This window comes from Paenibacillus peoriae, assembly GCF_022531965.1.
GTDB classification, from domain to species: Bacteria; Bacillota; Bacilli; order Paenibacillales; family Paenibacillaceae; genus Paenibacillus; species Paenibacillus polymyxa_D.
The window spans coordinates 2706354-2721921 of sequence record NZ_CP092831.1 but is presented as its reverse complement, the minus strand read 5'-3'; the positions used below and the strand labels follow the sequence as shown (position 1 = coordinate 2721921).

Here is a 15568-nt window from a genome sequence, read left to right as displayed (position 1 = left end):
ACATGTTATTCCCTTGCTTAATACAATAAAAAGCCACTGATCTTCGGATTAAGATCAGCGGCTGATGCTCTTTTTATTTTAAACTTTCTTTAATACCCATACTCCATACGGTTCCAATGGTACGGTACCAGTAAGCTTGCTACCGGAAAGGAGATCTTCCGTCTCCACACTCAGTTTAACCTGAGCCGTTTCTCCGCTGTAATTCAATAGAAATACCAGCTCTTCTTGTACATCCGCACGAATAGCAACTTCTACCGTCGAAGGAGCTTGGCACCACCCCGCAAGCGGAGATGCCACCGGCAGCTGTCTTAGAAGCTCAGCCGCTATCGGTAAGTCAAAAGCTGCGCCCCAATAGTAGACCAGTCCCTCGCCAACACGATTGACGGTCAAGGCCGGTTTTCCTTCATAGTAGCTTGATGCGTACTCTGCAAGTACTTCTACCGTATCAGCATGAACATTCAAAATGTCGTTGAAGTCTGGAGCCCAAAAATCAAGGGCTTGTTCCTTAAACCGCACCGATACAGGTGATGCCGTCCCATTTACCATCGTAAAGTCCTCTACATGAACGCCACTCATTTCGGCTGCAGGCCCTGGGAGTAGCTGCATACGGCAGTGACCAAACTCGTTCTTATAACCGGTGCGGCAACCGAAGATCAGGATGCCCCCATCCTCTACATACTTCTGCAACATAGCTGCTGTACTGTCTCTTAGGATCGCCGGATGCGTGTATACCAACACCTTGTAATTTCCCAGTTCCCGCAGCTGCTCTGATTCCATACCCGGACGGATTGTAACCATATCCGAAGGTATATGTCCATACTGCAGTGCCTTGTACCAGCCGAGCTCACTTTGCTTTGTCAAGGGACCATACCATTTATCCAACTCGCCATCCCACTCGTTATCATAATCGCGAAGTAGAGCAACTTCTGCCACGTAGCGTTTGCCAAGAATCCGTCCTCCAACCTTTTGCAGCTCCTTTCCGACGCGGCCTGCTTCTGCGACCCGACGATTCGGCTGATTGTGATAATCATTAATTCCATGCCAGTACATTTCTGTACCAAACGTTGCCGTTCTCCAGCGGAAATACAAAATCATGTCTGCCCCGTGAGCAATGCTTTGGTAGGTCCACAATCGCATCTGCCCCGGACGCGGGGATGGCATCTCCATCCTGTTCACCCATCCTCCCGGACCGGATTGCTGCTCCATCACGCAGAAATTTGGTGACATCCCTCTGACGTTACTTAAAGAAAGCCCCCACTTGCGATCCAGCAATGGCATCTCCCCTTGGTCCGGATAAATGGTACTGAATTGAGGGTAAGAATCGTACGAGAAAAAATCAAGTAATTGATCCGTCATCCTATGACTATCCAAATGCCCGAATACACCGTTGGTTGTCACCCACTGATTAGGCGCCACTGACCGAAGGATGTCCACTTGTAGTTTGGCAAACGAAATGGTGTTATCGGATATAAACCGTTTCTCGTCCAAAGACTGATGAGGGTTCGTTGACCCGGATACGGTTGGACGAGTTAGATGAACCTGCTTCCAGCTGTCATAAGTTTGATTCCAGAATACAGTACCCCAGGTCTTATTGAGTTGCTCCAACGTACCGTATTTTTCCTCTAGCCAGCATCGGAAGGCCTGATGATCTGCCTCGGCATAAAAAACATTTATCTCGCAGTTCAGCTCATTATCAATTTGCCAACCCATGATGGCCGGATGATCTTTGTAATGTTGTGCCATCTCTCTTGTAATACGTGCGCAAAGCTCCAAATAAATGGGACTACTGTAGTTATAATGCCGACGCTGACCATGTTGGAACGTGACCCCCTCCATAGACACATTCAGCACCTCTGGATACTTATAAGTAAGCCATGCCGGAGGCGTAGCTGTTGGTGTGCCCATGATCACTTGAATCCCGATCGCGTCTGCCTGCTCCAAGAAACGGTCAAACAGCGTGAAGTCGAACTTTCCTTCCTCCGGCTCGAAGATCGACCAAGCAAATTCCCCAATCCGAATGACGCTGAAGCCCAGTTCCTTCATTCTTATGAGATCGTCCGACCACAACGATTCGTCCCAGTGTTCAGGATAATAACAAGCTCCCAAATGAAAGCGATCTAAAGATAAGGATTTCGGCATGCTCCAATTCTCCTTCAGTAGAAGTGATAGTACAAAAATGTGATTCTCTTATAATTGTATCTATTGTAATATAGGAATAAAAGGATTAGAATAACTCGATTTTGCTAAATGAATTACTTTTTTGCTAACTTACTCAAGGAGATGGATACATGATTAAAATAGATTGTTATCTTCCTTCACCCATTCTAAATAAAGGTATACTGTTTCCCGAATCGTTAGGGCATTACAAGAATTTCCCCAATCATGGGGAGCGAAGGAATGCAGGATTACTGATAGAATACAATTTACATATCATTTTTGCAGGCAAAGGCGCTATTGTGCATGATGGGAAGGAAATCGAGCTTACTCCTGGCATGGGCTTTCTTTTCGGCAAGCATACGACACAGCAATATCGAACTAAACCCGAGGATCCCTGGGATGTCCGATGGATTCATTTTGACGGGCAAGATGTAGATTCGCTATTACAAGGCCGAAGCATGCACGAACCGTATCTGTTCTCGCTCCACCGGCCAGAACGTTTAAAACCGCTGATGGAAGAAATGTTGCAACTTGCCCAAACTTACCGTCACGACTATGATGTACGGATCTCTTCCCTGCTTTATGAAATTCTTCTGGAGATCGTCCACCATTCCAACCAAATTTTCGGGACCTCTCCCGGCGGCACCGTCCATGAGAGGATTCGTCATACGGCGGAATATATTCGTATGCAATGTCAGAACATGCTCGATTTGAAGACAATGGCTGCGACGTCAGGTTATAGCTCCTTTCATTTTAGCCGGCTCTTCCATCAGATCATGGGCAGTACCCCAGCTCAATATTTACTCCAATGCCGAATAACGCTGGCTAAACAGCTCCTTGTATCCACGGCACTCACTGTAAAGCAGATTGCACTGGAATCTGGTTTTCATCAAAGCAGCTATTTTATCAAGAGGTTTCGGGAGCAAACAGGTATCACACCGGAGCAGTTTCGTCAGCTAAGAAGGATGGGTTAGTCAATGCAAGAACTCCTTTAATAGCTAGGCAGGTGTGTAGGCAGCGTACAAATCGAAAACACAAATTTTGTAGTTGAATAAAGAATAAGCGGCCGCTTAGGACGTTTGATTAACATGTCCTACGCTACCGCTTCTGTTAATGTATTTTTTATTTCGCTTATATTATGGGATTATATTGTCTGTTTGGATATCGCTCCGAAATATTCTACAACTACCTCACGGAATTCCAAAGCAGCCCGCGAAATATACCGACTTCTGTGCCATAATAAAGCGATCTCCCGTACCAATTCGTGATTTTCTACTTGGAGATATTTAAGATGTTCCCGTGAATTCCTTGCCGTGCTTGGTATGAAGGCTATGCCAATTTCAGCTTCCACAAGCGTACTAAGCCTTGCAGGTTCATCCCCCTCATACACATATTTAGGTACGAAACCTTCCGATTTGCATACAGAGTCCACTAAATCGCGAGTACCGTAGCCTCTCTTTACACCGACAAACCATTCATCCCTTAGATCTTTCAACGTTACACTGCTTCGATCTGCCAACCGATGCCCCTTTGGAACAGCTACAAGGATTGGGTCGATAAACACGATTTGGCATTCGATGTCATCTCCCTCTATTGGAGGTGAGGACAAGCAAAAATCGACCTCGCCTCTATGAAGAAGCGTTACCATTTCCTGCGTAGTCAGCATTTGCACATGAAATTGAATATAGGGTCGCTTTTTCCGAAACTCTCGCAGGATATTGGGTAATGTGCTAGCGGTGGTCACCGCCAATTCGAGAGTGCCATGTTCCGGGCTGGATAAATCACTAAGCTCCTGCTTCCCCTGCTCCAATTCAAATAAAGCCCTCTCTGCTCGATGAAGGAATCTGCTTCCGAACTCATTCAATCGCAGTTTCCTCCCTGTTCGATCGAATAGAGGAACCCCCAGATCTTCCTCCAGGCGTTGAATCGTTTTGCTCAGCGACGATTGAGTAACGTGCAGACTTCGTGCAGCTTCGGTCACATGTTCCAAACGAGCTACCGTCAGAAAATATTGCAGTTGAAGAAGTTCCATTATGCCCTCCATTCATTCCCTCAAGTCAATGAGATTATAACATCAAATGCGTTGGAATAAATAATCGATTTCAAGTACGATGACATTAATTCGCTATGGGGGGACCAGAAATGAGCGTTCGCAGCTGGTGGTTAATGATTTCAGTTGGTCTAGGGATACTATTGAACCCATTAAATTCTTCGATGGTTTCAGTTGCTATTCCAAGTCTACAAAATGTGTTCCATCTTGACTTTACAGGTGTTTCCTGGATTATTTTTTCTTTCTACATTGCAAGTAGCATCGCTCAACCTGTCATGGGTAAGGCCAGCGATTTATTTGGTCGTAGGAAGATATTCCTTACCGGGCTTGTTGTAGCCTTCATTGCATCATTATTAGCTCCATTATCACTAAATTTCGGGTGGCTCATCATGTTCCGCATTGTGCAATCCATCGGAACAAGCATGATGGTTGGAGTTGGAATGGCTATTGTTCGAATTCATATTACAGAGAAACAAGCAACTGCGTTGTCTGTTTTGTCCATATTCCTATCTGGAGCAGCAGCAATTGGCCCCTTTATTGGCGGGGTGTTGATTCATTGGTGGAATTGGCCTGCTATCTTTTTCATCAATATTCCGTTTGTGGTGGCCAGCTTTGTATTGGCTTGGAGGAATATTCCTAAGGACGAACTGCCAACATCCGTAGCACGCAACATGTCTTTTCGTAAATGGTTTGATTTGATTGATGCAACAGGGATTCTGCTCTTCACATTGGGTCTGGTTGCCCTGCTCGTTGGGTTACTCTCGGCAAAATCATCTGGGCATATCTCATTAGGAAATGTCATTGTCGGGCTGATAGGCTTCGTTGCGCTGGGGGCATTCGTACGACATGAGTTAAAAGCGACATCACCCTTCATTCCTTTACGCACATTCGCCAGTTACCCTGCGATGATTTGGATTAATGTCGAATTCATGCTCGTTAACGTACTATATTACTCGCTCTTTTTCGGGCTTCCGTCCTACTTGCAAATGGTACGTCATGTCAGCGAATTCCAAACAGGCATTCTCATGCTAAGCTTAGGCTTGTGCTCGCTAATTACTTCTCCCATTGCAGGACAATGGATCGATAAATCAGGACCCAGACCGGCATTGCTGGTGTCCGCAATTCTGATGACATTGGGGTCAGTGTGGCTGGTGACATTGAATCCAAATTCACCGGTTATCAGCGTGTGTTTGGCTTTAGCTGCATTCGGTATTAGCAACGGTTTGAACAATGTAGGTATGCAAGCAGCCCTGTTTCAAAGTTCTCCAAAAGAAATAATCGGTGTAGCATCCGGATTATTTAGCACATCAAGATATCTGGGAACCATTATCTCTTCATTATTGATAGGTATCGTAATGGGAGGTACATTTAGCTTCAAGGGATTTCAAATGCTTGGGATTATCCTCACGGTAATTGCATTGTCTTTGGTATTCATAAGTCGGCGGCACCAGAAGTCAGCGCAATTGCATGAGTCATAGGTTCACCAAGTTCATATCTCAAACCAATGCGTGGCACGGATCATCATGAATCAAATGTCATTTATCTGGCGTAAAGATGGTGTCTCCCCTCAAAATGGAAGGCTTTACGCAGGATGGTGGAAAGAAAGTTTATAAATAAACACTAGATAATCTAGGTACATCACATAAATCGAAGAAGGGAAGAATCCGAAAGAAAGAATAACATTTCCCCAGCTTTTGATATACTGGGAAAACTCTAGTAGCTTCAGGATTTTAATAAAAAGGAAGCTTTTTTGTTCGATTGAAAATTGGACAATCAAACAGGAAAACTTCCTCAACACATATTTAAATGATATTTTATTCGTCGTTTACATTAGTTAATCACAGTACATCACTATAATCTTTTAACTTCTTGGATACGAATCAGTCGTTTCTTGGTATTCTATCGGACAATACAACGTTTGATTTAATGTTTTTGGCTTAAAGATGGTTACAACAAAAAACGCCAATTTGGCGACTTTTTATACATAGTTGTTGTCCTTCGACAGTAATGAACGGTCAGGCGTCGCCATAGATATGTAACTAAGTAAGTAGAAAACTCCAAAGCAGTTCATCTCCTTATTCAGTTTCTTTGATGGCTACAATGCGCAAGCGGCTAGTGCCTATCATCCACTGACCACCTTGATCAAGGTTTGACTTAACTTTTGCCTCGATGGCGCGGTAGGTCGACCCTTTATCAGCAGATGTAACGTGATTCGCCCTCCCATTTCGTACTAAAAAACCGCTGATTTGTTCAGATCAGCGGTTTGAAATCTCAATTTTCCCACATATTCATCAACATACTTTTAGATTTGTTTATTTTCTGAATTCGGCTTATCAAAACCTAACAGCACTACCCTTTGAGGTGTAAATGAAGCCATTTGTTGAATCTTTTTTTGCTTTTATCTGATAATCATTGATCTAAAAATCACTTCGTTGTGGCCTCGTACAAACGCTGTAAAATGGTAACAGCTTCAGCCCGTGTGACTAGCGCTTTTGGGTGAAGGTATCCTTCATTAGCGGTAAGGACCCCCATCTTGGTTAGGGTGTAGAATGCTTCTGCCTTTTGATCCTGGGAATCTCCATCATAGGAGTACTCTTCTCCAGTCTTGTCGATGTACAGCACCGGATAGTAGGCCGAGAAATTATCATTGTAATTGGCTTGACGAACTTTCATATCCTTGTACTGCGCAGCTGCTGAGATCACTTCCTCAATCTCAGGATGAAGCGTCTGATTGGTATAATTCGTCCGAAGAGAGGCAATCATCATCACATCCCAGCGGGTCAGTGGTTTGTCAGGCTTGACATAGAATTGATAGTTTGGATATTTCCCCCCAACACTTTCAGCATACGGCCAAACATAGTCCCCGTTGAATATTGCTGCAAAATCTTTATTCGCCCAGTGTTTACGCGCATCCTCAAAATCGGAAGATTCGCCGGAAGAACGATCAATTTCTAGAAAAAGCTTGTGAAACATATGTACAAATTCCGCTTTCGTTATGGTTTTGCTTGGCTTGAAGGTCCCATCTTCATAGCCCTTGACAATGCCCTTATCGACCATGGAACGAATCGATTCGGCAGCCCATTCATATTTTGTTCCTTCCACATCAGAAAACGTGTTTGCCGCGAAGGCAGATTGACCGAAAAACAGTGTCGTCGCAACCAACGGGGCGATAAGCCATTTCTTTTTCAACATCTCTTTCCACTTCCTTTAGGTAAAATTTATGTATAAAATAGTTCTCTAGACTCAATTTTATATCGGCATTTCAAAAGAAAATGATGATATTAATGAGAAAATAGCGTTGAACTATCGTTCTCAGTTACTTTAGCGAACTTCACCCTCCAGTATTCGCATTCTTTTCTGCTAAACCCCTCCTACTTTCTTCATTTGATATTTCCAATAAAGCAATTCTTCATCCTTGTGACAAATTTGAAATCCTAACTTCAATAACAAATTCTTAGAGCTGATATTGTCAGGTACGCATCTTGCCGTTATGATTTGGACTTCTTCATGATTTAATGACCACTCTATTATTTTTTGAGCGACTTCATAGCAATAGCCTTTGCGGCGATGGCTTTCATTCGTTGCAAAACCGATCTCAATCATACCGTTCTGGTCAGGATCTCCTAAAAAACCAATCCCTCCAACAATTTCTTGGTTATCCTTATCTACAATGATCCAAGAATCAAAACCTCTAGTGCCATTATTTTTATCATGCCCCGGCCATTCATCACTGGTTTTATAACCCAAAGCTTCAATAGCACCTATATCACGTCGGGCTGCTGCTTCGATTAAATTAAGATCAAGTGTTTTTAATAAGAGCCGATTCGTTTGAAGTTCATATATTGTCCACCTTTCTATTTACTTAGATTGAATCTTTCATTCAAGAAATCTGGTTGTATTTGATCCAATTGGAGTAATTCCCTTCTATCCCACTTTGCTAAAAATTGGAAAAGGGCAGGAATGAACATACGTCATTCCTACCCTCATATCAACTGCTATTTGGGCCACAAAAAAATCCGCGCTGAAACAACACGGATTGGACTCATTATAACAGGTATCCCTAAGGATCTGGTAATATCCGTTGTTCTTAACTAATTCCGAAGCTTTCAAATCCCACCCGTAATACAAAAATTGGGCAGAGAAATAGTAAGTACATGAAAACCCCTTTTTATGGAATTGGATTAGTAAAGAACAGCTCTAGACAATAAAATCTCTCCTTAGTGAATTACCCTTATTATACCAAGGCCAATTTTATCTGCTGACCTTTCACTTGTTACAAAAGCGTTTTCCCAGGTCCTCCGATTTTGACTATATTTTGATACCATTCATCCGGAAAGTAACCATCTGGGATTGCACATCGAATGTAGCCTCCGACCTTTAAATATCTAAAAACATAACTTAGCTGCTTGAACTCCTTCAGCGTAATATGCAACAATAATTTTCATTAATGTGATTAGAATACTCGTTATTGAGTGATAACCCTACAGGCCTTTTCCGCCTAGGGCACGCAGTTTAATAGGCTCCGCTCCGACAATCAACGGTCGGCCGCGTTGTATCGACGCCAGTACCTCTTCGTTCTTAAGACTGGCTGCATGAGCATCTGCATCTTTCCACACTTCGGTCACATACACCGCATTCGGGTCATCGTCTGACACATTGACTATATACAAATAGCAGTCAGTATTCGACTTCAACAGATCGGCCGCTTCTAGCAAGATGCCTGCAAGAGCATCCCTTTGCCCTGGAAGTGCCATCAACTTTCCATACATAGCAAAATGGTTCATGTTCCTCATCCTACCCTCGAGTGAAATTTGACTTCATCTTATCATAATGTTCCGCAATGTCAGCGTAATTTCAGCAAGTTTCTCCACAAACGCTAAAAAATAGTCGGTACCATTCCTCCATCCATACGGATTGGAGAACCTTTAAATGCAGATGCATAAGGGCTACATACAAATGTAGCTAGTCTTCCTATTTCAATAGGCTTGATAAATCGCTGTATTTCAGATTGAGGCAGGTTTGTAACCATAAAATCTTTCTCTTTTTCTGAAAAAGTCATATCTTCATGAGGATACATACTCTCAATTATTTGGTGCACATTCTCAGAGAGCGTTGGTCCCGGCATGATCGTATTGACTGTAACTTCTGTTCCTATTGTTAATTTAGATAAGCTTTTTGACAATGACAACAACATAGATTTTGTCATACCATACTGAGGCATTTGTCCTGAAGGCATAATTGCTTCTTCACTCGCAATAAAAATAAGGCGACCATAATCATTTTTCAACATTTTAGGTAAATAAAATTTTGATAATCCATTTGCAGCAAGAACGTTAGTGCGGAAGTATTTTTCCCATACTTCATCGTCTACGTCCACATATTGCATAATTTCATAAATACCCATATTGTTAACTAAAATATCAATTTCGGGGCATTTTTCAAATAAGGCTTCTCTTTGTCCAATATCCACAATATCGGCTGTAGCATTTTGAGGGGAGGTAGCTGGGAAATCTGACTTAATTTCATTTACAGTTCGTTCTACCTCTTCATAATTTCGTCCATTAATTAGTACATTAGCACCTTCTTTGGCTAGTTCAATGGCAATTGCTTTACCTATGCCTTTCGTTGATCCTGTAACTAAAGCTGTTTTATATTTTAATCCCATATCCATAATACACTTCTCCTTTTTTAAAACAATTGTGCTCCGGATAGTGATTATATTATCTTGTCTGGATTGTCCAGTAACTAGCATATTGCGCCAAAGTTCTTGTTTAACACGCCAAATGACAAAACTCATTAGGCAGTCCTAGCGTGCTCCTGATATCGAGTTTGTACCTAAATGTTCAGTCCGCCAATTTGAAGGCGTATCCCCCTCCCATTGGCGGAAGGCGCGGTAAAACGAGTTTTGATCTTCGTACCCAATCAGGAATGCTACCTCTTTAATATCGAGCGAGGGGTCTGCCAAGTACTCTCGTGCCTGCTCATGTCTAGCTTTTGTCAATAGAATCTTGAAGCTCGTATTTTCGTCAGTAAGACGGCGCTGCAAGGTACGATCGCTCATACTGAGCTCCTTCGCCACAGCCTGAATGTCGGGGCGCCCTCTTGTAAGGCTGCGTTTCATGATCCATTTGACCATCTCGGTAATTGAACGGCTGCGCTGCTGTTCATCCAACGATCGGTCCAGAACAGGAGTCAAGATTTCCAGCAACTCTTCGTTGTACGAGACAAAGGGGCGGTCCAGGTCTCTTCGATGTAGCGTCAATCGGTTACATTTTGCACCAATCCGGATACGACAGCCGAAATAAGCTTCAAGGGCTTGTATATCGCCCATGTAGTGCGAAAATTCAACAAGCTGCGCTTTCAAAGGTTGACCTGTGCCCCGGCGCCCAATCTCCAGAAGACAAGCCAGCGTGCTACCAACCAGCATCGGCGGACCAGACTGCTCGGGAGATAGCCACTCCAGATCAATTGTACAGTGCTCGCCCTCCTCCGTGATATGTAGGTTTTCCGGGGGACACAGTTGTTTGTACCGAGCCATTCGGTTTAGAGCGTCGCGATAGTCCCGAGCGTGGTAAGTCGCTAAGACAGTCGGTGGGTACTTTGCTGTATCAAAGACGGTCACAAGCCTGATGATTCCTTGGGCTGTGTCACCAATGAGATCAGAATATGCCTGCCAGATCGCGAAATATTGGGCGGTGGTGACTACTGGTTCAGTAATAATGGTGATCGGCAGTCGTGCTTTGCGTGCTACGTCGTGGGCGCCAAGCCCTAACTGACATAATCCTGCCCACAATCCTGGCGGGATTTTAATACGGTCAGAGGTATGAGACTTCATATATATGGGCCTCCTTTATATACTTACATATTCATTGGTTTTGGTTGCGATGGGGTCCCTCTTAAGTACACATAAGAATACTCTTAAGTACGTTAAGGTGTCTACATTAACGTAATAAGCTGTGGAAAATGTTACACCATCTTGTTATCTGGGCTACTTTCAATCAATGACGAGTGATTTGGCGAATTACTTAATCATGATAAAATTCTGTTAATGGCTTGAACGACTCATTCTCAACACCAAAAAACACACCCATATGTTTATGAGTGTGTTTTTAAACCCCCAATTACTTTATGTTTTCATGGAAGATTTAGAGTGAAATGTGTTGATTTATAAGGAGGAAATAGCGGATTTAATTTTTATGTAAAAAGCAACTTAAAAATGATCAAGCCATAGAATTCGGTTGTGGAGCGATACCCGCTTGAGTTTTATGGTGGGCAAAATTATTTTGCTCACCATTTCAAAGGTTTACTGATTACTTAAATGCATCCCAAAATTTCATTAAATAAATCTGTTTGGTTCTCTCCAGGTTCCTATATATCTCTCTTATGATGGATCGAAAAATAGAGCAAATCTAAATAGTTCTTCGAATCACGCTTTTGGTTGCTGCCGCCTCAAAAATCGTTTCAATTAGCACCAATACACGGTGTACTTCTTCATTTTTGATCGCAATCTCCGCTTTTCCTTCGATGGTGGAGACAAAGTTCTCATAAAAGCTTTCTGCAGCAGCAGGTATTTTCTCAATCGGGAACTTAAGGGTGGATTCCTCAGACGGCGGCGCCATCGTTTTCGTCAATCCTTGACCTGCTTGAATCGGCTTGGGTTCCACGTGAGCAACATCTGGATTTCGGGTGACGATCTCTCCGCTCAAATCCCAATCTCGAATCACTGCGGTTCCTTCGGTTCCTTTAATATACCAGCGTGGCAGCTTTACGTAATTGGTTGTACCCACTTCAATGACTGCTGTCAGGCCGTCCTTGAACTCAATAAAGCTGGCAAAGCCGTCATCCACTTCAGTCCCCAAAATATAGCTTAGGGTAGCAGCTACGCTTTCTATTTTGCTGTCCGTAATCTGAAGCAGCTGGTCCAACAGATGTACTCCCCAATCCAGTAGCATTCCTCCTCCATACGCCTTTAGTTGCCGCCAGTCACCTGGAATGCCATTAGCTCCCTGAACTCGCGATTCCAGCTGGAAGAGCTCGCCCACGGTCTTATTGCCAATTATATCTTTGATAATTCGGAAGTCTTCATCCCATCGACGGTTCTGATGTACCGTAAACACACGATTTTCTTTCTTTGCCACCTCAACAATATCCAAGAAATCCGCGCTCGTTATCGTAACCGGTTTTTCGCAAATGACATGCTTTCCGGCTTGTAGCGCCTGGATCGCGATTTCCTTATGAACATCATTAGGTGTTGCTATCAAAACAATATCGACGGCCTCATCGGCCAGAACGGCGTCCAGGCTCGCGTAGGTTTTATAGCCGGCAGCCGCAGCCAGTTCCATCCGGTAATCGACAATATCATATACACCGCCAACGGCAAGTTGCTGATTAGATTCGATCAATTGAACATGGTAGCTTCCCATGCCTCCATAACCGATGATGACTACATTGTATATACGATTGTCCATTTTCATCTTCCTCCACTCCTGATTTAAGCCCACCGCCTATCAAGTGGGTGCTCATGTCAATAAATTTCAATGTCCTCGTAACTCACCCTTAACTTCGTCGGATAGCTCTATCATACAAATCTCATGAAAAGCTTTCCTCCTCATTTCTTGCTGTTTTATTCCCGAATATTGTCCTGCGGTATTTCAATGGTGATGTTCCTGTCGCTTCCTTAAAGAGATGATGAAACGTCTTTACACTACTGAACCCTGCCGCCTCTGCGACCTCAGTAATCGGATTGTTTTCATTCAACAAGATCCATTTTGCCTTATTTAGTCTGTAATCATTCAAAAATGCTACAAAGGTCATCCCCGTATTCTTCTTAAACAGCCTGGCGAAATAATAAGGACTGAACCCCATATAATCAGCGACATTCTTCAGCGAGATGGTTTCATGATAATGACATTCCACATACTCAAAAATACGTTCCAGTTTATAAAGAGTGTCCTTGGATTGTGTTAAGGTTCTTTCTGAGAGTTCAGGAAGCCTTGGGGTTATGCTTCTCGGCACTTCACGCATAATAAGAGTCAACATCTCAAACACCTTGGCTTTGATCATATAAGCATGGCCTTCGTGTCGGTTGACGTTCTCATCATAAATGCTTTGAATCAGAGGAAGCATTTTAGCTGCTGTTTCTTCTGGCCAGTTCCAGCTTGATTGCTCCATCTCCGTAAATATATATCTTAGAGGGCGTTTCTGATCACTTAATGTGGAAACCTCTTGAAAAAAGCTCAGATCAAATTGAATAACCACCCGTTCGCTGTCGGGAGAGGCAAGGAAATAATGAACATCACCCCCATTTATAAACTGAACTTCACCTTGTTTCATGCGTATCGAAATATCGTTAATTCCCAGATCCAAGGTTCCCTGGGTCACATAAATAATTTCAATTTCTTTATGCCAATGAGGATAGCAAAGCACGTCGCCTTTATTAATAAAACTCCGGAAAGGAAAATGTCGGTCAAGCTCCGGGATTTCTAAATAAAAATTCATTTTGGTAGACTCCTTTTGCAGTAAAGTTCAAAAAGCCGTGCACATGACTAATGATAATTATGCTGCACTGCATTCCTTTCTTCCCTTCTTCATGCTTCTCCTTCTCAACTAGCGAATAAAATTCCCTCTCCCTTTTGAATTGTAAGCGTTTAACATTCGTTTTTCTACCCTATCAATCATAGTTGCTATGAAGTAAAGCAACTGTTAGGCATCTTTACTAGGTATCCTTACTAACATTATTGCAAACTCAAAGTTATGACTTAATTATGAGCCGTTTGGCGTTCGAGAACAATTTGGACTGATCTTATTCCCTCCTGCCGCTTGCAGTTTCTTTAGATAAAGGTTTCACCTTAACTGGATTAAACATAATTGAAGTTAAATACGTGTAAAATTGTCAAATTATTTTTTTACATTTTCTATATAAAAATATATATACATTTCCAATGTGATGGTATATTCTAGTAAAAAAAATACTCATATAAAAAATATGACCTACTGGAGGGACAGGCCTTGAAGAGACTATTCGCTTTAAGTTGTGCTTTCTATCTGTTAATCGGCGTCACCAGTGTGGTGCTTGGGGCATTACTGCCGACTTTACTATCTCACTATGGACGGGGGTACAGCGATGGTGGATTACTGCTGTTCCTGCAGTTTTTCGGATTTCTTGTCGGTGTTCTGCTCACCCCCTTCATGGCTCTGCATCTGGGTCGCAAGTCCATGTTATCCATAGCCCTGGGTAGTATCGTGGCAGCGTGCATTATCTTGGGTGTACTACCCTCATGGAATTGGGTCATCGCAATGGCCATCTGGGTTGGTTTCGGCTCAGGCATCATTGAATCGTCCATCGGAGCGTTTACCATTGAGTTCACGGAGGAGCAAAAAGCCGTGGCCATGTCTAAGCTGGATGTCTATTTTGCACTTGGTGCACTGCTTATTCCGGCGATCGTTAGCCTGTATATCTGGCTTGGAATGTGGAATCTAACCTTTTACACCATCTCCCTTCTCACTTTTGTCTTAGCGCTGTTGTGGCTTACCATGCCTACATCCGCCTCCTCTCACCTTACCCAAGCAGACATCCGAACTACTGAACGTTCAGTTGAACAAGCCCGTTACTCTGGACAGCATCGTGTATTGCTAGGAATCTTCATTATATTCTTCTTTGTTTATATGGGTCTTGAACTGGGGCTCATGAACTTCCTACCTTCTATTCTGACAGAGACGCTACATCTTCAAGGATCCGTAGCCTCGCTGGGTGTCAGCGTGCTTTGGATTGCAATGATCATTGGTCGTATGTTCTCAGGAAGGATTGCAGAGTCAGCAGGATATATTCCTTACCTGCTATGGAGTGCAATCGGTACTTTCTGTTTCCTAGTTGCCATGGTGTTTATATCCAGCCAATGGGCTACATACCTTATAATTTTCGGTGCAGGTCTATTCATGTCTGGACTCTTCTGTATCGCGCTTGTCTATGCCAACGTGCTGATTCCAGGAATGACCGAGCGGACGACCAGCATTCTGATTGCGTCGGGCGGAATTGGCGGCTCGGTGCTTCAATATGTAATTGGCTGGAGCATGAGCGAATGGCCAGTGGCGGCTAGCCTCTGGATTTTAGGAGGGTTTACTCTGATTTTGCTGCTGGCACTTATTCTCACGCATCTGTGGAATGATCGGGGCAGCCGAGTCGTTGACTCTCTTGCCCATCAGGGCAAGGAAGGATGATATTGTTTTAGTTCTTAGGGGAGGTGAGGCCTATCGCAGAAGCACCGGATTATGCTCCCTTGTCCATGAGGGCAAGGAAGGTGGATTTCTTATTTTGGGGAGGTGAGTTCAGCCTCGTTATGCTCTGATAGGGTGGTAGACTTT

General features: G+C 43.3%; 12 protein-coding genes. 3 read left to right on the top strand and 9 right to left on the bottom strand.

Features of this window, described 5'->3' with window-relative positions; translation table 11 throughout:
- Positions 1 to 78: 78 nt before the first annotated feature.
- Positions 79 to 2139 (bottom strand): beta-galactosidase, encoded by a 2061-nt coding sequence (locus tag MLD56_RS12160; RefSeq protein ID WP_029518467.1) that lies wholly within the window; start codon positions 2137 to 2139, stop codon positions 79 to 81.
- Between the two features lie 149 nt (positions 2140 to 2288).
- Here MLD56_RS12160 and MLD56_RS12155 point away from each other — a divergent pair, with 149 nt between their 5' ends.
- Entirely contained in the window at positions 2289 to 3131 is an 843-nt protein-coding gene (locus tag MLD56_RS12155) for a helix-turn-helix transcriptional regulator (RefSeq protein ID WP_029518468.1), read from the top strand.
- 170 nt (positions 3132 to 3301) lie between these two features.
- On the opposite strand, the gene MLD56_RS12150 is transcribed toward MLD56_RS12155, so the two are convergent.
- Entirely contained in the window at positions 3302 to 4189 is an 888-nt protein-coding gene (locus MLD56_RS12150; RefSeq protein ID WP_029518469.1) for a LysR family transcriptional regulator, read from the bottom strand.
- A gap of 110 nt (positions 4190 to 4299) precedes the next feature.
- Between MLD56_RS12150 and MLD56_RS12145 the strand changes: the two genes are divergently transcribed.
- Positions 4300 to 5685 carry an MFS transporter gene (locus MLD56_RS12145; protein WP_029518470.1) on the top strand — a complete coding sequence of 462 codons (1386 nt, stop codon included), beginning with the start codon at positions 4300 to 4302 and terminating at the stop codon, positions 5683 to 5685.
- Positions 5686 to 6631: 946 nt separating this feature from the next.
- Here MLD56_RS12145 and MLD56_RS12140 read toward each other — a convergent pair.
- The 7 genes from MLD56_RS12140 to MLD56_RS12110 all read right to left on the bottom strand — a co-directional run bounded on the left by MLD56_RS12140 (position 6632) and on the right by MLD56_RS12110 (position 13705).
- Positions 6632 to 7399 (bottom strand): S-layer homology domain-containing protein, encoded by a 768-nt coding sequence (locus tag MLD56_RS12140; RefSeq protein WP_029518472.1) that lies wholly within the window; start codon positions 7397 to 7399, stop codon positions 6632 to 6634.
- A 168-nt stretch (positions 7400 to 7567) separates the two neighbouring features.
- On the bottom strand, positions 7568 to 8050 hold the full coding sequence (locus tag MLD56_RS12135; RefSeq protein ID WP_039275010.1) for a GNAT family N-acetyltransferase: 483 nt from the start codon (positions 8048 to 8050) through the stop codon (positions 7568 to 7570).
- 638 nt (positions 8051 to 8688) lie between these two features.
- Positions 8689 to 8991: a putative quinol monooxygenase gene (locus MLD56_RS12130; protein ID WP_029518474.1), complete on the bottom strand. Its 303-nt coding sequence runs from the start codon at positions 8989 to 8991 to the stop codon at positions 8689 to 8691.
- A 92-nt stretch (positions 8992 to 9083) separates the two neighbouring features.
- Positions 9084 to 9878: an SDR family NAD(P)-dependent oxidoreductase gene (locus MLD56_RS12125; RefSeq protein WP_029518475.1), complete on the bottom strand. Its 795-nt coding sequence runs from the start codon at positions 9876 to 9878 to the stop codon at positions 9084 to 9086.
- Between the two features lie 135 nt (positions 9879 to 10013).
- Positions 10014 to 11042, bottom strand: coding sequence for a helix-turn-helix transcriptional regulator (locus MLD56_RS12120; protein ID WP_029518476.1), 1029 nt, complete (start codon positions 11040 to 11042; stop codon positions 10014 to 10016).
- Between the two features lie 574 nt (positions 11043 to 11616).
- A complete protein-coding gene (locus MLD56_RS12115) occupies positions 11617 to 12681 on the bottom strand; it encodes a Gfo/Idh/MocA family protein (protein ID WP_039275006.1) in 1065 nt (354 codons plus the stop codon).
- Positions 12682 to 12796: 115 nt separating this feature from the next.
- Positions 12797 to 13705, bottom strand: a complete 909-nt coding sequence (locus tag MLD56_RS12110) for an AraC family transcriptional regulator (RefSeq protein WP_029518478.1) — start codon at positions 13703 to 13705, stop codon at positions 12797 to 12799.
- Between the two features lie 510 nt (positions 13706 to 14215).
- Here MLD56_RS12110 and MLD56_RS12105 point away from each other — a divergent pair.
- Positions 14216 to 15424 carry an MFS transporter gene (locus MLD56_RS12105; protein ID WP_029518479.1) on the top strand — a complete coding sequence of 403 codons (1209 nt, stop codon included), beginning with the start codon at positions 14216 to 14218 and terminating at the stop codon, positions 15422 to 15424.
- The last annotated feature ends 144 nt before the right edge of the window (positions 15425 to 15568 follow it).